Source organism: Phytobacter sp. MRY16-398, from assembly GCF_003925915.1.
GTDB classification, from domain to species: Bacteria; Pseudomonadota; Gammaproteobacteria; order Enterobacterales; family Enterobacteriaceae; genus Phytobacter; species Phytobacter diazotrophicus.
The window spans coordinates 1172200-1193107 of the sequence record NZ_AP018756.1 but is presented as its reverse complement, the minus strand read 5'-3'; the positions used below and the strand labels follow the sequence as shown (position 1 = coordinate 1193107).

The window sequence follows — 20908 nt, the reverse complement described above, 5'->3', positions numbered from 1 at the left end:
ACCCGCTACTGGAAAAAGTGGGAATAAGATAAGTTTTCTTTACTACGAAGTAAAATCCCGTATGCGGTCAACCGGCAAAATTTCGCCAGATTTCCTGAATATCTTCCAGTAAATAACCGCGATAGAGTAAAAAGCGTTGCACTTTTACTTTCTCCGCAAAAGCTACGGGTAGTGGTTCACCGAATTTGCGTTGCGCCTGTTCCCGGGCAAGTTCGCACCAGTCGATATCACATTCTCGCATCGCGCTTTCGCAGATATCCCTCGCCAGCCCCTTCTGGCCCATTTCCTGGCGGATACGCGCAGGGCCGTATCCTTTGCGACTGCGGCTGGCAATGAACTGACGGGCAAAGCGCACATCGTCGAGGTAGTTATTTTCCATGCACCAGGCAATGACTTTATCGACATCTTCCGGCGTAGCATCCGTTTTTTCCAGACCATTTTTCCCCATAACCGGGGCGGTAAGTTTTCTGCGAAGTTCCTGTTCCGCATGGTCACGCATGGCCAAAATGCGTAAGGCGCGGTCAAGCAGGCGGGCGTAGGCGGAGCGTCGGGGCGTGTTGTCAGACATGGTTAAATCCTGGCAGACTCTGAAAAACAAAAGGGCTGCATCTGCAGCCCTTGATTGTCATTCAGATTATCAGAAATCTTCGTTGGTTTCTTCGACACCTTCACCGCTGTCGTCCACCGAGAAATCAGCACCGGAGGAAGGATTGCTGAGCAGGATCTCACGCACTTTCTTCTCGATTTCTTTCGCCGTTGCCGGGTTTTCTTTCAGCCAGTTTGTCGCATTCGCTTTACCCTGACCGATTTTCTCGCCGTTGTAGCTGTACCAGGCGCCCGCTTTTTCAATCAGCTTCTCTTTCACGCCCAGGTCAACCAGCTCGCCGTAGAAGTTAATACCTTCGCCGTAGAGGATCTGGAACTCAGCCTGTTTGAACGGTGCAGCGATTTTGTTTTTCACCACTTTCACGCGGGTTTCGCTACCCACCACATTGTCGCCCTCTTTCACCGCGCCAACGCGACGAATATCCAGACGAACAGAGGCGTAGAATTTCAGCGCATTACCACCGGTGGTGGTTTCCGGGTTACCGAACATGACGCCAATTTTCATACGGATCTGGTTGATAAAGATCAGCAGCGTGTTGGACTGCTTAAGGTTACCCGCCAGTTTACGCATCGCCTGGCTCATCATACGTGCCGCGAGGCCCATGTGAGAGTCACCGATTTCGCCTTCGATTTCTGCTTTCGGCGTCAGCGCCGCAACGGAGTCGACAACGATAACGTCAACGGCACCAGAGCGTGCCAGCGCATCACAGATTTCCAGCGCCTGCTCACCGGTATCCGGCTGAGAACACAGCAGATTGTCGATATCAACGCCCAGCTTACGTGCGTATACAGGGTCCAGCGCGTGTTCGGCGTCGATAAACGCACAGGTTTTGCCTTCACGCTGTGCCGCGGCGATAACCTGGAGGGTCAACGTCGTTTTACCGGACGATTCTGGCCCGTAAATTTCAACAATACGGCCCATTGGCAGACCGCCCGCACCCAGTGCGATATCCAGCGAAAGTGAACCGGTGGAGATCGTTTCGACATCCATAGAACGGTCTTCACCCAGACGCATGATGGAGCCTTTACCGAATTGCTTTTCGATCTGACCCAGTGCGGCCGCAAGCGCCTTTTGTTTGTTTTCGTCGATAGCCATTATTACTCCTGTCATGCAAGGTGAAGCGACTATGCTCCGCCGTGAATTTCTGTTCTGTTGTCGCAATTATACTGTATGGTCATACAGTATCAAGTATTTTGTAGAAAATGTTGCCACAGTGTTTGCAACGCATACACCGTCGCCTGACGACGCACCGCTTCGCGGTCTCCATCGAAGCACTCGCGGCGGGTAATGCCCTGCCCGCTTACACTGGCAAACCCAAACCACACGGTGCCGACAGGCTTGCTGTCGCTGCCACCGTCCGGCCCGGCAATGCCGCTTATTGAGATAGCGTAATCCGCCCGCGCGGCTTTTAGCGCGCCAATCGCCATCTCCACCACTACGGGTTCACTCACTGCGCCATGTGCCGCGAGCGTCTCTGCCTTGACGCCAATCATCTGCGACTTGGCCTCATTACTGTAGGTGACAAAGCCACGCTCAAACCAGGCGGAACTCCCGGCGATATCGGTAATGGCTTTTGCCACCCAGCCCCCCGTACAGGATTCCGCCGTAGTGACGGTCGCCCCGCGCGCCTTGAGCGCCAGCCCCACACGCTCACTTAGTTGCATTAATTCGCTGTCAGTCATAGTGACCCCTGTCGTGCAAAAACCGTGGCGCAAAAGATACCACTTTCAGGATAAAGGTGGGGATACGGTGACGAATTTACGAGGAGGCTTCAGAAAAAAGCCAGCTTTCGCTGGCTTAGAGAGGTTATTTCATGCTGTTGGCGATGGTTTCAACATTGTGGCGAAACGCTTTGACGTATGAGTCCGCCACGCCCCCTTTTTTACTCAGCGCCTCAGGATAGAGCTCTCCACCAGGCTGTGCGCCGGTCGCGCTGGCAATCTGTTTGACCAGGCGCGGATCAAGCTGGTTTTCCATAAACCAGGTATGCACGCCGTCGGCTTTAATCTGCTTAATCAGCTCAGCCACCTGCTGCGCGCTGGCTTCACTTTCAGAGGAGATACCCTGCGGGGCAAGGAACGTTACGCCGTACGCCCGGCCAAAGTAGCCAAACGCGTCGTGGCTGGTCAGCACTTTGCGTTTCTCTTGCGGTACCGCGTCAAACTGGGTTTTCGCCCAGCTATCGAGCTGCTGAACCTGCTCAATATAACGCTGGCCGGTCGCCTTCAGCGCTACTTCATCCTGCGGGTCGGCTTTGACGTACGCCGCAAGAATATTCTTCGCATAGAGCGCACCGTTAGCCGCACTGTTCCAGGCGTGCGGGTCGGTCACAGTTTTGCCGTCTTCTTCCAGCGTATGGGTCGAAACGCCCTCAGAAGCGACAACCACAACCCCTTTAAAGCCAGACGCTTTCACCAGCCGGTCCAGCCAGCCTTCCAGCCCCAGACCATTGACCACCACCACATCGGCCTTATTGAGCAACGCGCTATCTTTGGCGCTCGGCTCGAAGGTATGCGGGTCGCCATCCGGCCCGACAAGCGTAGTGACTTTCACATGATCGCCACCGGTTTTGGCGGCGATATCCCCCAGTACCGAGAAACTGGCGACCACGTTTAATGTTTTCGCCATGACACTTTGCGTCATCAGCCCAAGCGCTAATGCCAGAACCACACCTGCCTTTTTCATTATGTCTCCTTGCCTGTTTTTTGTGCGCGTAAGGTGCTGCGCACGCCGAATAAGATGGAAAAAATAAACACGACGCTCGCGCTCAGGACGATAGATGGCCCCGCCGGTAGCCCTGCCATCCACGAAAGACTCAGACCAAACCATGCACACAGCGCGCCGCTAACGCCTGCAAATAAAAGCAGGCCAGGGAGTGTTCGCGCCCAGCAGCGTGCGGCTACCGCCGGTAAAATCATCACCCCCACCGCCATTAATGTGCCCAGCACCTGAAACCCGGCCACGAGGTTTAACACCAGCAGTGCCAGAAACAGGCTGTGGAGCAGAGCGGGCAGTCGCGGCGCGTTAATCTGCAAAAAACTGCTGTCGAAGGCTTCACTCACCAGTCCGCGATAAAACAGCGCCAGACACAGGAGCGTCAGGCTGGCGACGCCCGCGACAAACAACGCCGCGTCCTGATCGACCGCCAGAACCGAGCCAAACAGTAAATGCAGCAGGTCAACGCTTGAGCCACGCAGCGAGACCAGCGTCACGCCCAGCGCCAGTGACGCGAGATACAAACCGGCAAAGCTGGCGTCCTCTTTGAGCGGCGTGCGTCGGCTGATGATCCCGGCCACCAGCGCCACGATAATTCCGGCAAAAAAACCGCCCAGACTCATCGCCAGTAATGACATGCCGTTGAGTAAGTAGCCTGCCGCCACGCCCGGTAAAATCGCGTGCGAGAGCGCATCGCCCATCAGGCTCATACGCCGCAGTTGCAAAAAGACACCCAGCGCCGTGGTGCTGACGGATAAAGCCAGACACACCACCAGCGCGCGGCGCATAAAGCCGAACTCAATAAACGGCTGGAAAAAGAGATGCCATATCATGCCAGGCACGCTCCGCCGTTCTGCGTCAGGGTCACGTCAGTCGCCCCCCAATGGGCGCTTTCTGTATCCAGACGCAGCGTCTGGGGGAAGTAGCGTTTGACACGTTCGCTATCGTGCAACACGGCGAGGATGGTTTGCCCCTGCTGATGCATATCGACAATCTGCTCCATCAGCACCTGGCTTGTGGCCTCATCAATGCCGGTAAATGGTTCATCGAGCATGACAAGCGGCGCATGCTGTAACCACATGCGGGCAAAAAGCATGCGCTGAAACTGACCACCGGAGAGGGCTTCAACGGTGGTGCGCGCCATCGTCAGCAGCCCCACCCGCTCCAGCGCCTCAGCAACATGCGCTCTGGCCTGGCGATTGAGACCGCGAAACAGCGAGATACGCGGCCAGGCACCCATGCTGACCACATCCTGCACCGTAATGGGAAAATGCGGGTCCAGCGTCTGCCGCTGTGCCAGCCAGCCGATAACCGGTCGTGAAGGCGTCCAGCGCAGCGTGCCACTGACCGGCGGCAGTATGCCTGCCAGCGTTTTGAGTAACGTCGATTTGCCGCAGCCATTGGCCCCGACAATTGCGGTCATGCTGCCGGCTTCAATGACACCGCACAGGGAGGGGGTAATGGCGCGCGAGCCGTAGCCCGCCACCAGATGATCAAGCTCAATCATGCCAGCGCCACCGACCATGCCGTAAGCAGCCACAGCACAACTAACAACGCCGCAGCCAGTCCAAGCCGGACCGCGCTGGCGCAGGAGAAAAGGGTTACATCCATCATCACTGAACCTTCATAATGTTATAACATAACAATAATCAGAAGCAGTGATGAAGTAAACGGGAATTTATCGGGTTAATGCGTCGAAATGTTTCAACCCCTCCCGCAGGAGGGGCTGACAATTAGCGAACGCGCGCCAGCGCAACCGCCTGACCAAGCTGCCAGACCGCCATCGCGTAGTGCGTGCTGCTGTTGTAACGGGTGATGGTGTAGAAGTTGGGTAAGCCGTACCAGTACTCATAATTGGTGCCAACATCCAGGCGCAACAGGCTGGCCTGTTGGTGGTTCCCCAACGGTTGCTGCGGCGTTAAGCCCGCTGACGCCAGTTGCGCCACGCTGTAGTTGGTTTTAAAGCCATTCGCCAGCCCCGGCGCCTGGCCATTAGCAGGCACCGCCACCAGATCGCCTTTCACCCAACCATGTTCTTTAAAGTAGTTTGCCACGCTGCCGATGGCATCGACCGGATCCCACAGGTTGATATGCCCGTCGCCATTAAAATCAACGGCATACTGTTTGTAAGACGACGGCATAAACTGACCGTAGCCCATCGCACCGGCGAACGAACCTTTCAAATCGAGCGGATCATCACTTTCATCTCGCGCCATCAGCAGGAACGTTTCCAGTTCGCTGGAGAAATACGCGGCGCGGCGTGGATAGTCGAAGGAGAGCGTCGCCAGCGCATCAAGGATACGCGTTTTGCCCATCACGCGGCCCCAGCGGGTTTCCACGCCGATAATGCCAACGATAATTTCCGGCGGTACGCCGTAGACCATCCATGCGCGATTCAGCGCGTCTTCATATTGATTCCAGAACGCCACGCCGTTTTGCACGTTATCCGGAGTGATGAACTGGCTGCGATAGCGCAGCCATGCGCCATTCGGCCCTACCGGTGCCGGGCCGGTTGGTGCCTGGCGGTCCATCAGGCGCAGCACGTAATCGAGTCGCTTCGCCTGAGAGAGAATTTCGTGTAGCTGCTGACGGTCAAAGCCGTGTTTGCTCACCATCTCATTGATGAACTGCTCCGCCGCCGGGTTATTGGCGAAGTCGCCGCCCATTGCCATCACATTATGCTGCGGCTTGAGCAGGAAACCGCCAGAGGGTTCCGCAGGTTGACCGGTTATCACACCGTCGGTAGATGCTGCGGTTTGATGAGGTTTGCTGCTGCAGGCGGCAAGTAAAACGAGCGCAGGGAGGAGCGCTGCGTAACGACGCTTAAACATGGGACATCCATTTAACAATTCATTCAACCAGGAGGAATTATGGTAAAGCATGCGGGCTTCCACAAGGAAGCGGCTTCCATGTTTCTTCTCTCTCCTCTTATCTGAAATGCCGCGTTTGTCTTCACTTCACACCCTCTCCTTGCCAAAAAACTTTCACAATGATCATTTTATCTTTCATATTGAGATCTAAATAACACTTTTTAACCTTTCATAATGATTATTATAAGTCCCAGTTTTGCAACAACGAGAAAACCCTACAGGAGAGAACAATGATCGAAACCATTACTCATGGTGCCGAATGGTTCATCGGGCTGTTTCAGAAAGGCGGGGTTGTGTTTACCGGGATGGTGACCGGTATTCTGCCGCTGCTGATAAGTCTGCTGGTTATCATGAACGCACTGATCAATTTCATTGGTCAGCACCGTATTGAGCGGCTGGCGCAGCGTTGCGCTGGCAATCCGGTGACCCGTTATCTGCTGCTGCCGTGCGTGGGCACCTTTGTTTTCTGCAACCCGATGACGCTCAGTCTCGGACGCTTTATGCCGGAACGTTACAAGCCCAGTTATTACGCCGCCGCTTCTTACAGTTGCCACTCAATGAATGGCCTGTTCCCCCATATCAATCCCGGCGAATTGTTCGTCTATTTAGGCATCGCCAACGGCCTGACTACCCTCGGTCTGCCGCTGGGGCCACTTGCCGTGAGCTACCTGCTGGTTGGTCTGGTCACTAACTTCTTCCGTGGCTGGATTACCGATCTGACGACCGCGATTTTCGAGAAAAAAATGGGCATTCAGCTTGAGCAGAAAGTACAACTGGCAGGAGCAACATCATGAGCCGCATTGTGATTGAAAAAGGTACCGGCGGCTGGGGCGGCCCACTGGCACTCGATCCCACCGCGAACAAGAAGATCGTCTATATCACGGCCGGAACGCGACCGGCGATCGTCGACAAGCTGGCACAAATGACCGGCTGGGAAGCGGTGGATGGCTTTAAAGAGGGAGAACCGGCAGAAGCTGAAATCGGCGTTGCAGTCATCGACTGCGGCGGTACGTTACGCTGCGGCATTTACCCGAAACGGCGCATTCCCACCATCAATATCCATGCCACCGGCAAGTCAGGCCCGCTGGCGCAGTACATCCTGGAAGATATCTATGTCTCTGGCGTAAAAGAGGAAAATATCTACTGGCAGGATGGTGAGTTGCCCCGTACACCGGCACAACGCGAAGCCACTGCCCGTGATTATGACACCAGCAAAAAAATCACCGAGCAGAGCGATGGTCTGCTGGCCAAAGTCGGCATGGGTATGGGCTCAGCCGTCGCTGTACTGTTTCAGGCCGGGCGCGACACCATCGATACGGTGCTGAAAACCATCCTGCCGTTTATGGCATTCGTCTCGGCACTTATCGGGATCATTATGGCCTCCGGTTTGGGTGACTGGATAGCCCACGGCCTGGCCCCACTTGCCAGTCATCCGTTAGGGCTGGTGACGCTGGCGCTGATTTGTTCCTTCCCGTTGCTGTCACCGTTCCTCGGCCCAGGGGCGGTCATTGCTCAGGTTATTGGCGTGTTGATTGGTGTGCAAATCGGTCAGGGAAATATCCCACCGCACCTTGCCCTGCCAGCCCTGTTCGCTATTAACGCCCAGGCCGCATGTGACTTTATCCCCGTAGGGCTTTCCCTGGCAGAAGCACGCCAGGACACCGTTCGCGTCGGCGTGCCGTCTGTATTGGTTAGCCGCTTCTTAACGGGTGCGCCAACGGTGCTTATCGCCTGGTTTGTTTCCGGCTTTATTTATCAATAAGAGGTTGCTCATGAGCGTGATTTATCAAACCACCATTACTCAGATTGGCGACTGCGCACGCGACGCGCTTGGCGACCGGATGCTGATTACCTTCCGGGAAGGGGCCCCCGCCGATGTGGCTGAGTTTTGTTTTATCCACTGTCATGGCGACTTTTGCGGACACCTTACGCCTGGCGCCCGCTTCGAGCTGGGCGGTAAGCAGTATCCGGTTACCGCCGTCGGTGAGGTGGCAGAGCTGAATCTGCGCGAGCTTGGCCATATTACCCTGCGCTTCGATGGACAGACGCAGGCGGAATATCCCGGCACGGTACACGTCGCAGGTGACGTGCCGGAAAGCATCAATCCTGGTTGCACACTGAAATTTGTCGCTTAAGTCGTAAGGAGAAAAGTATGAAACAGGTTGCCGTTGTCATTGGTGGGGGACAAACACTCGGGGCGTTCCTCAGCCGTGGGCTGGCCGCAGAGGGCTATCGCGTGGCGGTAGTGGATATTCAAAGTGATAAAGCCGCAACCGTGGCACACGAAATTAACGCGGAGTTCGGTGAAGGCATGGCCTACGGTTTTGGCGCTGATGCCACCAGCGAGCAAAGCGTACTGGCGCTTGCCCGTGGTGTTGATGAGATTTTTGGCCGCACGGATTTGCTGGTCTATAGCGCGGGAATTGCCAAAGCGGCGTTTATCAGCGATGTGCAGCTCGGGGATTTTGACCGCTCATTGCAGGTCAATCTGGTGGGTTATTTCCTGTGTGCCCGTGAGTTTTCGCGGCTGATGATTCGCGACGGGATTAAAGGGCGCATTATTCAGATCAACTCGAAGTCCGGCAAGGTGGGCAGTAAGCACAACTCGGGCTATAGCGCGGCGAAGTTTGGCGGCGTGGGCCTGACACAATCCCTGGCGCTGGATCTCGCGGAATACGGGATTACGGTTCATTCGTTGATGCTGGGCAACTTGCTGAAATCACCAATGTTCCAGTCCCTGATCCCGCAATATGCCAGCAAACTGGGGATTGCCGCCGATCAGGTTGAGCAGCATTACATTGATAAGGTTCCGCTTAAACGCGGCTGCGATTATCAGGATGTGCTGGATGTGCTGCTGTTTTACGCAAGCACGAAGGCCTCTTACTGTACCGGGCAATCAATCAATATTACCGGCGGGCAGGTGATGTTCTGAACCGGGTGGCCTGATGCCTTCCGCCCGTTCCTGAGGGTATCCCCCGGTGGCGCTACGCTTACCGGGGCTACCAAACCGTAGCTTCTCCCACAGGGAGAGGGAGGAAACCGGGCACCACCCGGCACATAAACCGTAACCCGGATAAGGCGCTCGCGCCGCCATCCGGGAAAAGGAGACATGATGGTTTCTGCACTCATCACCGTAGCTGTCATCGCCTGGCTCAGCCAACTGGCACTGGGCGGCTGGCAGATTCGCCAGTTTAACCGCGCCTTTGATGCGCTCTGCCAGCAAGGGCGCGTTGGCGTCGGGCGCTCTGGCGGGCGTTTCAAACCGCGCGTTATCCTTGCGGTTGCCTTCGATAAACAAGACCGCGTCACCGATACGTTGCTCATGCGCGGACTCACCGTTTTTGCCAGACCCGCAAAAATCGACGCCCTGCTCGGCATGAAACGTGAGGAATTAGAGCCTGATGTGATCTTTCCCCATGATCCGGGCTGTCAGAATGCTCTATTATTGGCGCTTAAATTGAAACATGGATAATTTCGTTGTGAACGCAATGAGCTTGCGAAATTATCATTTTGCAACTTAACGCAGGATAAAAGCGCCCATGAAACCACGTCAGCGGCAGGCAGCCATTCTTGAGCATCTGCAAAAGCAGGGAAAATGTTCTGTTGAAGAGCTGGCAGCACACTTCGACACCACGGGCACCACCATACGGAAAGATTTAGTGGTGCTGGAACACTCCGGCGCGGTCATCCGCACCTATGGCGGCGTCGTGCTCAATAAAGACGAAGCCGATCCACCGATCGACCATAAGACCCTCATCAACACCCTGCAAAAAGGGCTGATTGCCGAAACCGCCGTGGGCTTTATTCAGGATGGCGATTCCATCATTCTTGACGCGGGCAGCACCGTGTTGCAAATGGTTCCTTTACTGAGCCATTTCAATAACATCACCGTGATGACCAACAGCCTGCATATCGTCAATGCGCTATCCGAACTCGATAACGAGCAAACCATCCTGATGCCGGGCGGCACCTTTCGTAAAAAATCCGCCTCCTTTCATGGGCAACTGGCGGAAAACGCCTTCGAACATTTCAGCTTCGACAAACTGTTTATGGGTACCGACGGCATCGATTTGAATGCAGGGGTCACCACCTTCAATGAAGTTTTCACCGTCAGTAAAGCCATGTGCAACGCGGCACGGGAAGTGATCCTGATGGCGGATTCGTCCAAATTTGGCCGCAAAAGCCCGAACATTGTGTGCAGCCTGGAAAGCGTCGATAAATTAATTACCGATGCCGGGATCCCGGCAGATTTTCGCGCCGCACTGGAAGAGAAAGGGATCGAAGTGATCGTAGCCGGAGAAAAAAATGAGTGAGCTTTTACTGAACACCGCACGTCAGACGCTGCTGCTAGAGTTGCAAGAAGCCAGCCGCCTGCCGGAGCGTCTGGGCGAGGCGTTTTTACGCGCCGCTGATGCCATTATTCATTGCCGGGGCAAAGTGATTGTCTCGGGGATTGGTAAATCCGGGCATATTGGCAAAAAGATTGCCGCCACCCTCGCCAGCACTGGCACCCCTGCCTTCTTTGTCCATGCGGCAGAAGCCCTGCACGGCGATTTAGGGATGATTGAAAGCCGCGATGTGCTGCTCTTTATCTCCTATTCTGGATCGGCTAAAGAGCTGGATCTGATCCTGCCGCAGTTAAAGGAACGGTCGGTGACCGTGCTGGCCATGACCGGCAAATCTTTGTCGCCGCTGGCGCTGGCGGCAGACGCAGTGCTGGATATTTCCGTTGAACGTGAAGCCTGCCCAATGTTGCTGGCCCCTACCTCAAGCACCGTCAATACATTGATGCTCGGTGACGCGCTGGCGATGGCCGTTATGCAGGCGCGCGGCTTTAACGAGGAAGATTTTGCCCGTTCACACCCGGCAGGAGCGCTGGGTGCGCGTCTGCTCAACAAAGTCCATCACCTGATGCGTAAAGAAGATATCCCCCATGTGCGCATTGACGCCACGGTAATGGACGCGATGCTGGAGCTTAGCCATACGGGGATGGGGATGGTGGCCGTCTGCGGTGACGCGGCGGAGATTCTGGGTATCTTCTCTGATGGCGACCTGCGACGCTGGCTGGTTGCAGGCGGCGCGCTGGATGCGAACATCAGTGACGCAATGACGAAAGGGGGCATCACCCTTAACGCCGGGAGCCGCGCTATCGATGCCAAAGAGGTGCTAATGAAACGCAAAATCTCCGCGGCTCCGGTGGTGGATGACAGCGGTAAACTGGTTGGCGCGATTAACCTGCAGGCCTTTTATCAGGCCGGAATTATTTAATCCTTCAATCCCAGACGTTTCGCCAGCCGATGCAGGTTGGCGACGTCCATCTCCAGCAGCCGCGCACTGGCTGCCCAGTTATACTGGCTTTGTTCCAGCGCCTGGCGAATGGCGGTACGCTGAAAATTATCGGTCGCTTCCCGCAAATTTTGTCTCTCCACGGGCAATGTCTGCGTACTAACAACACTCTGATCCGGCTCATCGCTCAGCGCAAAATGGCGCGTTTCCAGTACGATGTCATCCCCGCTTCGCGTACCGCGCGCCAGCACAATCGCACGGTGAATAGCATGTTCCAGTTCACGCACATTTCCCGGCCAACGGTACGCCAGCAGATGCGCCCGCGCACCGGGGCTAAGCACGACACGACCAAGGCCAAGGCGCAGACGGCACTGCTCGCAAAAATACCCCGCCAGTAACACCACATCCTCACCGCGTTCACGCAGCGGCGGGACAACCAGCGGAAAGACGCTCAGGCGGTGAAACAGGTCAGCGCGAAAACGCCCGGCCAGTACCTCTTCGCGCAGATCGCGGTTGGTAGCGGCCAGCACGCGCACATCCACCCGCAGGCTGCGATCATCCCCGACACGCTGAATATCGCCGTATTGCAATACTCGCAGCAGCTTGGCCTGCAGCGCCAGCGACAACTCGCCAATCTCATCCAGAAACAGCGTGCCTTTATCGGCCATTTCAAACTTGCCGCTACGGTTGCTGATGGCCCCGGTAAACGCCCCTTTCACATGGCCAAACAGCTCGCTTTCCGCCACGCTTTCCGGCAGTGCGGCGCAATTCAGATAGACCAGGGCATCTGCCGCGCGGGGCGAGTTTTCGTGGATAGCTTTTGCCACCAGCTCCTTACCGGTGCCGGTTTCACCGCTTATCAGCACGTTCAAATCGGAACCGGCGACAATCTCTATCTCTTTTTTAAGCTGCGCCATACCCTCCGAAAGACCGATCATTTCGGTATGCGCGACCTGTTCAAAGGTTGTCGGCAGGCCGGGCGCCATGTTCTGGCTTTCGAGCTTTTCAATCAGCAAAGCATTGTTGAGCGCCCCTGCCGCCAGCGCCGCAATCAGACGCAGTTCTTCATCGCTAAAGCTATCGAACTGATCCGGCGCCATGCCATCCAGAGTGAGCGCGCCAATCAGGCTCTGCCCGGCAAACAGCGGCAGACCCACACAGGCATGGACTTTCAGACTCTCCTGGCCGGGGATCAGCCCGTCATAGGGGTCCGGTAATGCGCTGTCGGCAGGGAAACGCACCACATCCCCGGCGCGGGCAATCGCCTCCAGCCGCGGGTGCCCTTCCAGCGTAAAGCGCCGCCCCAGCACATCCTGGGCCAGGCCATCAATCGCCAGCGGGATAAATTGCCGCGCCTCGTAGCGCAGCAGCGCTGAAGCGTCACACTCCAGCACCTGACGCAGGGTGGTAATCAGGCGCTGAAAACGGTCGGCATGGCCTATGCCGCTCTGTAATTCAATGGCGATACCCGCCAGCACGTTCACGGAAAAACTCATCGTCGCCTCGCAGTCATTTTGACAATGAAAGTTGTCATAATGACAGTCTTTTTCATAGTCTTTTTGACTACCCATCAGGGGTTAAACAAAAATAAATTTATAAAAATCAACAGAATAAAAACTGGCACGCATCTTGAAATAGCTATCACATCTTATTTAATACAGAACAGGTAAGCAAAATGGCTATTCACGTAAAAAATAACATTCATTGGGTTGGGCAACGTGACTGGGAAGTTCGTGATTTCCACGGTACCGAATACAAAACGCTGCGCGGCAGCAGCTACAACAGCTATCTCATCCGTGAAGGCAAAAACGTACTGATTGATACCGTCGATCATAAATTCAGTCGCGAGTTTGTGCAGAACCTGCGCGCGGAGATCGACCTCAACGCGATTGACTACATCATTATTAACCACGCGGAAGAAGACCACGCGGGCGCACTCACCGAGCTGATGTCCTGGATTCCGAACACCCCGATTTATTGCACCACCAATGCCATCGACTCCATTAACGGCCACCACCACCACCCGGAGTGGAATTTCCACACCGTGAAAACCGGCGATGCACTGGATATCGGCAATGGCAAACAGCTTATCTTCGTCGAAACGCCGATGTTGCACTGGCCGGATAGCATGATGACCTATATGACCGGCGATGCCGTGCTGTTCAGTAACGACGCCTTCGGTCAGCACTACTGTGACGAGCGCCTGTTCAACGACGAAGTGGACCAGACCGAACTGTTCGAGCAGTGCCAGCGTTACTACGCCAACATCCTCACGCCGTTCAGCCGCCTGGTGACGCCAAAAATCACCGAGATCCTTGGCTTCAACTTGCCGGTGGAGATGATTGCCACTTCCCACGGTGTGGTATGGCGCGAAAATCCGACGCAGATTGTTGAGCTGTACCTGAAATGGGCCGCGGATTATCAGGAAGATCGTATCACCATTTTCTACGACACCATGTCGAACAACACCCGCATGATGGCGGACGCGATTGCCCAGGGCATCAATGAAGTTGACCCGAACGTGGCGGTGAAAATTTTCAACGTCTCCCGCAGCGACAAAAACGATATTCTGACCAACGTCTTCCGCTCCAAAGGTGTGCTGGTCGGCACGTCCACCATGAACAACGTGATGATGCCGAAAATCGCTGGCCTGGTCGAAGAGATAACCGGCCTGCGTTTTCGTAACAAACGTGCCAGCGCTTTCGGCTCCCACGGCTGGAGCGGTGGGGCGGTGGATCGTCTGTCTACCCGATTACAGGATGCGGGCTTTGAGATGTCACTGAGCCTGAAAGCCAAATGGCGTCCGGATATCGATGCGCTGGAACTCTGCCGTCAGCACGGTCGGGACATTGCCCGCCAGTGGGCGCTCGCTCCGCTGCCAACACCGCTTAACACTACACCGGTTGAAGCGTCCGCCTGCGCCTGTGCCGCGAAAGCCGCCGCTGATTCAGGCCCGTCTATGCAGTGCAGCGTCTGCCAGTGGGTTTACGATCCGGCAAAAGGCGAACCCATGCAGGATGTCGCGCCAGGAACCGCCTGGTGTGATGTGCCGGATAATTTTCTTTGCCCGGAATGTTCGCTTGGCAAAGAGGTCTTCGATGTGCTGGCAACGGAGGCAGTATGAGCGCAGGTATTGTGATTATCGGGTCGGGCTTTGCCGCCCGCCAACTGGTAAAAAACATCCGCAAAACCGACACCACCACGCCGCTGACGCTGATTGCCAGTGACAGTATGGATGAGTACAACAAGCCGGATCTGAGCCATGTCATCAGCCTTGGACAGCGCGCCAGAGATCTCACCCGCCAGTCGGCGGGGGATTTCGCCGAGCAGTTCAACCTGCGCCTGTTTCCCCACACGCGGGTGACGGCGCTGGATGCAGAGGCGAAAGTCATCAAAAGCGCAGATCAACAGTGGCAATACGACAAGCTGGTGCTGGCAACCGGAGCCCGTGCGTTTGTTCCGCCCGTCGCGGGCAGCGAACTGATGCTTACCCTTAACAGCCAGCAGGAGTACCAGGCCTGTGAAGCGCAACTACGTGACGCGCAGCGGGTGCTGATTATCGGCGGCGGGTTGATTGGCAGCGAACTGGCGATGGATTTTTGCCGCGCGGGGAAAGCGGTGACGCTGGTGGATAGCGAAACCAGCATTCTCTCTTCGCTGATGCCGCCAGAAGTGAGTAGCCGTTTGCAGCACCGACTGACCGGGATGGGCGTGCATCTTCTGTTGAAATCACAGCTTATGGCGCTTGAGAAAACAGAAACGGGTATCCGCGCCACGCTGGACAGGCAGCGAGGTATAGAAGTAGATGCGGTGATTGCCGCGACCGGGCTGCGCGCAGAAACCGGGCTGGCCCGAAGCGCCGGGCTGACGGTTAATCATGGGCTTTGTGTGAACAGTTATCTGCAAACCAGCAATCCGGATATTTATGCGCTCGGCGACTGTGCGGAGATTGACGGTAAGCTGCTGCCGTTCCTGCAGTCGATTCAGCTTAGCGCCATGTATCTGGCGAAAAATCTGTCTGGCGTGGCTGTGCCGCTTAAGCTGCCTGCCATGCTGGTGAAGGTCAAAACGCCGGAGATGCCGTTGCATCTGGCAGGCGAGACGGCACGCCGCGATTTGAACTGGCATATCACCACCGAAGCCCAGGGTATGGTCGCCCGCGGCCTGAACGATGAAGGGCAGTTGTGCGCTTTTGTGGTGAGCGAAGATCGGATGAAGGAAGCGTTCGCGTTGTTAAAAACGTTGCCTGTTTGAGAACAGGGCAACGCCCATGCCTGCAACAGGCAATCACACCAGGCAAAAGCCCGTAGCCCCGGTTAGCGCAGCGCCACCGGGGACGATGCCTCACCCCTGCGCCAGACATCGCGCGGCGGCGATAACCCCCTGCCCCAACGCGATTGCGCCATCGCCTGCGGGAAAACGCTGCGGGAAGAGCAACGTATAATCCGCAAGATAATGCGACAACCGGGCTTTCAGCAGACGGTTATGCAACACGCCACCGCCAAAGGCAAGCGTGGCAATCTGCCGCACATCCGCCTGCTTACGGGCAAGCTGCGCCAGGCCGCACGCCAGCGCATCGTGAAAGGCCCAGGCGCGCTGCGCGGCCGGAGCCTGCCATGCCAGCCATTGCTGCCAGAAGGTGGCTAAATCAAGCTGATTGCCCTTAAGCGGCAGCGTGACCGGATGCGTAACATCCGCGCCGCGCATCGCCAGCGCTTCCAGTCGGCAGGCCGCCTCCCCCTCATAACTTAACTGCAGCGGCGCGCAGTCCAGCGCACAGGCGACGGCATCAAACAGCCGCCCGGTCGATGACGCCAGCGGCGCGTTGATATTGCGCGCTATGGCCCGCGCCAGCACAGGCCAGTTCTGCCGTTGCAGCACGGCGGTTTCCGGGAAGTTCTGCCAGTCAGGGACAAACGCCAGCATCTGTGCCAGCAGGTTGCGCCACGGCTGGGTTGCCGCCAGATCCCCGCCGGGGAGCGCCACGGCGGGCAACCCGCCCAAATGCTCAACCTCGCGATAATTCACGCGCAGACATTCGCCCCCCCACAGCGCCCCGTTCTCCCCAATGCCGATACCGTCCAGCGCCAGGGCAATCACATCTCCCCCGTCGCGTGGCCAGCCATGCTCTGCAAGCGTTGCCGCGATATGTGCGTGGTGGTGCAACACGGTGTGCTGCGAAAGCCCCGTCTCCTGTGCCCAGTGGGTGGCGCGATAGCCCGTGTGCGCGTCGGCGACCACCTGCTGTGGGGTAAAGTCATAAATCGTCTGCATCAGACGCAGGGCGTTACGCCACTGTGTCTCTACCCCTTCATCGGTTAAATCACCGAAATGCTGACTTAACACGGCGCTGTCATCCCGCACCAGGCAGAAGGTGTTTTTCATATCCGCCCCCAGACACAACATGGGCGGGATATGGCGAAATCCGGGCGGCAGTTGCACGGCATCCGGCACGTAACCACGCGAGCGGCGTAACATCTCGCCGCTCTCGCGTATCACCGAATCGTCCATACGCTGCACAATATCGCGGTTGTGCAGCAGAAACCCGTCCGCTATCTCTGCCAGGTCGTCAAGCGCCTGGCTATTTGTCAGCGCAGGCGGCTTGCCGCTCAGGTTGCCGGACGTCATCACCAGCGGGCGCTGCAACGCCTGGGCTAACAGATGTTGTAACGGATTGGCGGGCAGCATCACCCCCACCTCATCAAGCCCCGGAGCAATAGCCGGGCACAGTTCTGGCAGCAACGTTTTCGCCACCAGCACGATGGGTGCCGCGGGCATGGTCAGCAAACGGGTGGCCGCTTCGCTCAGGCCGCTTGCTGAGGGGAGCATCACCGCCAGCGGTTTCGCCGGGCGATGCTTACGGGCGCGCAGTTGCTCCACCGCCGTCTGCCGCTGTGCGTCACATGCCAGATGAAAACCGCCGATACCTTTCACCGCAACGATACCGCCGGAGTTGAGCAGCGCAATGGCGGCCTGTAGCGCCGCCTCGCCGGTCAACTGCTGTTTTCCGCTGCGCCACTCAAGCTGCGGGCCGCACGCCGGGCAGGCAACGGGCTGGGCATGAAAACGGCGGTCAGCCGGATGGCGATACTCCGCCTCGCAGGCAGGGCACAGGGGAAATGCCGCCATCACGGTGTAGGGGCGGTCATAAGGCATGGCGTGAATAATGGTAAAACGCGGGCCGCAGTGGGTACAGTTGATAAATGGATAGCGATAGCGACGTTCTGTCGGGTCATTCATCTCCGCCAGACAGGCGGGACAGGTGGCGGCATCGGGCACAATTTGCGTATTCATCGTGCCGCCCGCGCTCTCGCGGATAGTAAAACTGAGCGGCGCTTGTGGCCACTGATAGGGCGTAACCTGCGTATCGTCAATGCGCGCCAGCGGCGGGCATTGCTGATACAACAACGGGAGAAAACGGCGTTCATCGCCCCATAAGCGTACTTCGACGCCCTGGGCGTCATTACAGACATCACCGGTAAGATTGAGCTGTTGCGCCAGTTGCCAGACAAAGGGGCGGAAGCCCACCCCTTGTACTTTTCCATAGACGCGAATACAAACGCCGTTGTGGGTCATCGTTTATTTATTGCAACGCTGCATGCCGCAAGCGTGTCTTCATCTGCTGATAGGTCGACTGAGTGTACTCCTCGGCCCAGGCCTGATCGTTGATCGCACTCACCCGCACCGCGCAATATTTGGTTTCCGGTGTTTTAGAGATGGGATCAAGATTATCCTGCGTCAGTTCATTACACGCGCCAATCCACCATTGATAAGTCATGTACACGCAGCCGGTATTAACACGCTCATTAACATCGGCACGGCTGATGACTTTCCCCCTGCGTGACTCCACCCACACCAGTTGCCGGTTTTTAATCCCTAGCTGTGCGGCATCGTGCGGATTTATCTGCACGAAACCCGGCTCATCTGCGAGCGTTTGCAACGCCGCACAGTTACCGGTCATTGAGCGACAGGAGTAATGGCCGACTTCGCGCACGGTGCTGAGCACCAGCGGGAAGTCCGCGTCCGGCACCTCGGCTGGGGCACGCCATGGCGCGGCGAACAGCAGGCCTTTCCCGTCCGGAGTATCGAATTTGTTATCTTTATACAGATAACGCGTTCCCGGATGATCCAGCGTCGGGCACGGCCACTGAACGTGTCCCATATCACCCATTTTTTCGTAAGTTACGCCGTAGAACAGCGGGCACAGTTCGCGCATTTCGTCCCAGATTTGCTGGTTATTGTCGTAATGCATCGGGTAGCCCATTTCTGTAGCGATAAGGCTGATAATTTCCCAGTCACGCTTGACGTCATATTGCGGTTCGATGGCTTTTTCGAAACGCTGGAACCCGCGATCCGCGCAGGTAAAGACGCCGCCGTGCTCGCCCCATGAGGTGGCAGGCAGCAGCACATCCGCCTGTTCCGCGGTCTTGGTCATAAAGATGTCCTGTACGACCACAAAATCCAGCGCCTCAAAGCCTTTGCGCACCAGGCTGAGATCGGCTTCGGTCTGCAACGGATCTTCACCCATGATGTAATAGGCTTTAACTTTACCTTCCAGCGCCAGATGCGGCACCTCGGTGATACGCACGCCGACTTTGTCATCCATTACCGCCGGATCGATCCCCCAGGCTTTGGCGAATTTGGCGCGGACATGCGGATCAACCACATCCTGGTAGCCAGGGAATTGGTTCGGGATCACGCCCATGTCGCAGGCGCCCTGCACGTTGTTCTGCCCACGCACCGGGCCGACGCCGACGTTCTCACGCCCGAGGTTACCGGTCAGCAGCGCCAGGCTCGAAAGCCCTTTAACCACGTCCACCGCCTGACCAAATTGCGTAACGCCCATCCCCCACATAATGGTGGCAGTCGGCGCGGCGGCGTAAGTACGCATTGCTTCACGGACCTGGCGTGCCGGAACCCCCGTCAGATGTTCAACCGCTTCCGGCGCATAGTCTTTGACGATTTCCCGGTAGGCATCCAGCCCGGTGGTGAAGTTCGTGACGTAGCGCTGGTCGTAGAGTTTTTCTTCCAGCAGGACATAGCCAAAGGCGTTCACCAGCGCCATGTTGCAGCCGTTTTTGAGCTGTAAATGTTGGTCGGCGATGCGTGCGGTTTCGATGCGGCGCGGATCGCAGACGATGATTTTCGCCCCGTTCTGTTTTGCTTTGACCACCCTTCTTGCCACAATCGGGTGCGAATCGGCACAGTTGTAGCCAAAGACAAGCAGGCAACGGGAGTTTTCGATATCGCCGATGGAGTTACTCATTGCGCCGTTGCCCAGGGTTTGCTGTAACCCGGCAACGGAAGGACCGTGACAAACACGTGCGCAGCAGTCGACGTTATTGGTATGTAAGACCCCACGGGCAAATTTCTGCATCACGTAGTTGGTCTCATTGCCGGTGCCGCGAGATGAACCGGTGGTCATAATGGCGCGGGGGCCGAACTTGGCTTTGATTTCACTGAGCCGTTTTGCCGTATAGCGAATGGCCTCCTGCCAGCTCACCGGGGTGAGTTTACCGCCGCGCTCATAGCGGATCATCGGTTGTGTCAGGCGAGGCGTCAGCAGTTTGGTATCGTTAAGAAAATCCCAGCCGTAGTAGCCTTTCAGGCAGAGTTCGTTCTGGTTGGTTTCCCCGTCCGCCGCTTCGGCGCGGATAATTTTGCCATTATCCACGACCAGTTTCAGTTTGCAGCCAGCGCCGCAATAGGGACATACGCTCGTAATTTTTTTCATCAGTAACAGACCTGTTAAAAGTGAAAGTTATTTTTTAAAAACCCAGCGACACGGCACTTTCCAGCGCAGTGCGACGACGTTTCTCTTCGCTCATGTGTTCCAGTATTTCCCGGTCAACGCAGACCAGCGCCTTGGTCGGACATACGGAAATACAGGCCGGGCCACTTTCGTGTTGGTAGCATAAATCGCATTTGTTGGCTTCGGCCTTCTGCCCGGACATAGTCAGGCCGATGCCGTTATGGCGAACGACCGGGCGGACCACGACCTCCATGGCGCCGTAGGGACAGGCAACTACGCAGGTTTTGCAACCAATGCAGCGTTCCTGCATGACATGGACAAACCCTTTGTCGCGGCTGATGGCGCCATTCGGACAGACATTGGCGCAGGGTGCGTCTTCACACTGGCGGCAGAGTGTTGCCGTCGATACGTTGACGCCTTTGATAACGTGAATGCGGGGTAAAAAGGTTTCAGGGGTAAGGGCCGCGCAGTCCTGTTGTTCCTGATGTGAGACCACACAGGCAACTTCACAGGTGCGACAGCCAATACATTTACTGGCATCCGCCATAATAAAACGGTTCATCGTCTTCTCCAGCAATGAGTTTCATCACGCCGGATATACACGTTTCATGCCAGTTATTATGTTATTGTTATTTATCAGATTTTATAAGATGACATTCTGTCATCGACAGAAGTGAC

The 20908-nt window shown here is 56.5% G+C and carries 20 protein-coding genes; 9 read left to right on the top strand and 11 right to left on the bottom strand.

All coding sequences use genetic code 11. The features are described from left to right. Positions 1–67 precede the first annotated feature (67 nt). The 7 genes from recX to mltB all read right to left on the bottom strand — a co-directional run bounded on the left by recX (position 68) and on the right by mltB (position 6153). Positions 68–568 carry a recombination regulator RecX gene (gene recX / locus MRY16398_RS05695; protein WP_079497810.1) on the bottom strand — a complete coding sequence of 167 codons (501 nt, stop codon included), beginning with the start codon at positions 566–568 and terminating at the stop codon, positions 68–70. 69 nt (positions 569–637) lie between these two features. After that, positions 638–1702, bottom strand: coding sequence for a recombinase RecA (recA, locus tag MRY16398_RS05690; RefSeq protein WP_039077622.1), 1065 nt, complete (start codon positions 1700–1702; stop codon positions 638–640). An 89-nt stretch (positions 1703–1791) separates the two neighbouring features. After that, positions 1792–2289, bottom strand: coding sequence for a nicotinamide-nucleotide amidase (gene pncC, locus MRY16398_RS05685; RefSeq protein ID WP_039077623.1), 498 nt, complete (start codon positions 2287–2289; stop codon positions 1792–1794). A gap of 124 nt (positions 2290–2413) precedes the next feature. Then, entirely contained in the window at positions 2414–3292 is an 879-nt protein-coding gene (locus MRY16398_RS05680; RefSeq protein ID WP_071194735.1) for a metal ABC transporter substrate-binding protein, read from the bottom strand. After that, positions 3292–4155: a metal ABC transporter permease gene (locus tag MRY16398_RS05675; RefSeq protein WP_071194736.1), complete on the bottom strand. Its 864-nt coding sequence runs from the start codon at positions 4153–4155 to the stop codon at positions 3292–3294. The genes MRY16398_RS05680 and MRY16398_RS05675 overlap by 1 nt, the downstream gene beginning before the upstream one ends. After that, the gene (locus MRY16398_RS05670) at positions 4152–4829 is read right to left on the bottom strand and encodes a metal ABC transporter ATP-binding protein (protein ID WP_039077626.1); all 678 of its coding nucleotides are present in this window, start codon (positions 4827–4829) and stop codon (positions 4152–4154) included. Before MRY16398_RS05670 ends, MRY16398_RS05675 begins: the two co-directional genes overlap by 4 nt. A 226-nt stretch (positions 4830–5055) precedes the next feature. Continuing rightward, positions 5056–6153, bottom strand: coding sequence for a lytic murein transglycosylase B (mltB, locus tag MRY16398_RS05665; RefSeq protein WP_172600622.1), 1098 nt, complete (start codon positions 6151–6153; stop codon positions 5056–5058). Positions 6154–6422: 269 nt separating this feature from the next. Between mltB and srlA the strand changes: the two genes are divergently transcribed. From srlA to gutQ, 7 genes are all read left to right on the top strand, one after another. After that, entirely contained in the window at positions 6423–6986 is a 564-nt protein-coding gene (srlA, locus tag MRY16398_RS05660; protein WP_039077628.1) for a PTS glucitol/sorbitol transporter subunit IIC, read from the top strand. After that, positions 6983–7954, top strand: coding sequence for a PTS glucitol/sorbitol transporter subunit IIB (gene srlE / locus MRY16398_RS05655; protein ID WP_125123958.1), 972 nt, complete (start codon positions 6983–6985; stop codon positions 7952–7954). The genes srlA and srlE overlap by 4 nt, the downstream gene beginning before the upstream one ends. Positions 7955–7964: 10 nt before the next feature. Beyond that, the gene (gene srlB / locus MRY16398_RS05650; RefSeq protein ID WP_039077630.1) at positions 7965–8327 is read left to right on the top strand and encodes a PTS glucitol/sorbitol transporter subunit IIA; all 363 of its coding nucleotides are present in this window, start codon (positions 7965–7967) and stop codon (positions 8325–8327) included. A 17-nt stretch (positions 8328–8344) separates the two neighbouring features. Then, positions 8345–9124 carry a sorbitol-6-phosphate dehydrogenase gene (gene srlD / locus MRY16398_RS05645; protein WP_039077631.1) on the top strand — a complete coding sequence of 260 codons (780 nt, stop codon included), beginning with the start codon at positions 8345–8347 and terminating at the stop codon, positions 9122–9124. A 180-nt stretch (positions 9125–9304) separates the two neighbouring features. Beyond that, on the top strand, positions 9305–9664 hold the full coding sequence (gutM, locus tag MRY16398_RS05640) for a transcriptional regulator GutM (protein ID WP_039077632.1): 360 nt from the start codon (positions 9305–9307) through the stop codon (positions 9662–9664). Positions 9665–9731: 67 nt separating this feature from the next. Next, entirely contained in the window at positions 9732–10505 is a 774-nt protein-coding gene (srlR, locus tag MRY16398_RS05635) for a glucitol operon DNA-binding transcriptional repressor SrlR (protein ID WP_039077633.1), read from the top strand. Continuing rightward, positions 10498–11460 (top strand): arabinose-5-phosphate isomerase GutQ, encoded by a 963-nt coding sequence (gutQ, locus tag MRY16398_RS05630; protein ID WP_039077634.1) that lies wholly within the window; start codon positions 10498–10500, stop codon positions 11458–11460. The genes srlR and gutQ overlap by 8 nt, the downstream gene beginning before the upstream one ends. Here the strand turns inward: gutQ and norR are convergent. Beyond that, the gene (gene norR, locus MRY16398_RS05625; protein WP_039077635.1) at positions 11457–12974 is read right to left on the bottom strand and encodes a nitric oxide reductase transcriptional regulator NorR; all 1518 of its coding nucleotides are present in this window, start codon (positions 12972–12974) and stop codon (positions 11457–11459) included. The genes gutQ and norR overlap by 4 nt on opposite strands. Before the next feature lie 179 nt (positions 12975–13153). Here norR and norV point away from each other — a divergent pair, with 179 nt between their 5' ends. Next, on the top strand, positions 13154–14602 hold the full coding sequence (gene norV, locus MRY16398_RS05620; RefSeq protein ID WP_107223866.1) for an anaerobic nitric oxide reductase flavorubredoxin: 1449 nt from the start codon (positions 13154–13156) through the stop codon (positions 14600–14602). Beyond that, entirely contained in the window at positions 14599–15732 is a 1134-nt protein-coding gene (norW, locus tag MRY16398_RS05615; protein WP_125123957.1) for an NADH:flavorubredoxin reductase NorW, read from the top strand. The genes norV and norW overlap by 4 nt, the downstream gene beginning before the upstream one ends. A gap of 90 nt (positions 15733–15822) precedes the next feature. Here the strand turns inward: norW and hypF are convergent, their stop codons facing one another. Genes hypF through hydN form a run of 3 tightly spaced genes read right to left on the bottom strand, consistent with a single transcriptional unit; the run spans position 15823 to position 20792 of the window. After that, a complete protein-coding gene (hypF, locus tag MRY16398_RS05610) occupies positions 15823–18054 on the bottom strand; it encodes a carbamoyltransferase HypF (protein WP_125123956.1) in 2232 nt (743 codons plus the stop codon). Positions 18055–18061: 7 nt separating this feature from the next. Beyond that, complete coding sequence (gene fdhF / locus MRY16398_RS05605) at positions 18062–20212, bottom strand: formate dehydrogenase subunit alpha (protein ID WP_071194743.1); 2151 nt, start codon at positions 20210–20212, stop codon at positions 18062–18064. 34 nt (positions 20213–20246) lie between these two features. Beyond that, positions 20247–20792 carry an electron transport protein HydN gene (hydN, locus tag MRY16398_RS05600; RefSeq protein ID WP_039077640.1) on the bottom strand — a complete coding sequence of 182 codons (546 nt, stop codon included), beginning with the start codon at positions 20790–20792 and terminating at the stop codon, positions 20247–20249. Positions 20793–20908 lie beyond the last annotated feature (116 nt).

Bases quoted from the DNA above. Each gene is read 5' to 3' on its own strand.
- recX (WP_079497810.1), bottom strand. From the start codon at position 568: ATGTCTGACAACACGCCCCGACGCTCCGCCTACGCCCGCCTGCTTGAC.
- recA (WP_039077622.1), bottom strand. From the start codon at position 1,702: ATGGCTATCGACGAAAACAAACAAAAGGCGCTTGCGGCCGCACTGGGT.
- pncC (WP_039077623.1), bottom strand. From the start codon at position 2,289: ATGACTGACAGCGAATTAATGCAACTAAGTGAGCGTGTGGGGCTGGCG.
- MRY16398_RS05680 (WP_071194735.1), bottom strand. From the start codon at position 3,292: ATGAAAAAGGCAGGTGTGGTTCTGGCATTAGCGCTTGGGCTGATGACG.
- MRY16398_RS05675 (WP_071194736.1), bottom strand. From the start codon at position 4,155: ATGATATGGCATCTCTTTTTCCAGCCGTTTATTGAGTTCGGCTTTATG.
- MRY16398_RS05670 (WP_039077626.1), bottom strand. From the start codon at position 4,829: ATGATTGAGCTTGATCATCTGGTGGCGGGCTACGGCTCGCGCGCCATT.
- mltB (WP_172600622.1), bottom strand. From the start codon at position 6,153: ATGTTTAAGCGTCGTTACGCAGCGCTCCTCCCTGCGCTCGTTTTACTT.
- srlA (WP_039077628.1), top strand. From the start codon at position 6,423: ATGATCGAAACCATTACTCATGGTGCCGAATGGTTCATCGGGCTGTTT.
- srlE (WP_125123958.1), top strand. From the start codon at position 6,983: ATGAGCCGCATTGTGATTGAAAAAGGTACCGGCGGCTGGGGCGGCCCA.
- srlB (WP_039077630.1), top strand. From the start codon at position 7,965: ATGAGCGTGATTTATCAAACCACCATTACTCAGATTGGCGACTGCGCA.
- srlD (WP_039077631.1), top strand. From the start codon at position 8,345: ATGAAACAGGTTGCCGTTGTCATTGGTGGGGGACAAACACTCGGGGCG.
- gutM (WP_039077632.1), top strand. From the start codon at position 9,305: ATGGTTTCTGCACTCATCACCGTAGCTGTCATCGCCTGGCTCAGCCAA.
- srlR (WP_039077633.1), top strand. From the start codon at position 9,732: ATGAAACCACGTCAGCGGCAGGCAGCCATTCTTGAGCATCTGCAAAAG.
- gutQ (WP_039077634.1), top strand. From the start codon at position 10,498: ATGAGTGAGCTTTTACTGAACACCGCACGTCAGACGCTGCTGCTAGAG.
- norR (WP_039077635.1), bottom strand. From the start codon at position 12,974: ATGAGTTTTTCCGTGAACGTGCTGGCGGGTATCGCCATTGAATTACAG.
- norV (WP_107223866.1), top strand. From the start codon at position 13,154: ATGGCTATTCACGTAAAAAATAACATTCATTGGGTTGGGCAACGTGAC.
- norW (WP_125123957.1), top strand. From the start codon at position 14,599: ATGAGCGCAGGTATTGTGATTATCGGGTCGGGCTTTGCCGCCCGCCAA.
- hypF (WP_125123956.1), bottom strand. From the start codon at position 18,054: ATGACCCACAACGGCGTTTGTATTCGCGTCTATGGAAAAGTACAAGGG.
- fdhF (WP_071194743.1), bottom strand. From the start codon at position 20,212: ATGAAAAAAATTACGAGCGTATGTCCCTATTGCGGCGCTGGCTGCAAA.
- hydN (WP_039077640.1), bottom strand. From the start codon at position 20,792: ATGAACCGTTTTATTATGGCGGATGCCAGTAAATGTATTGGCTGTCGC.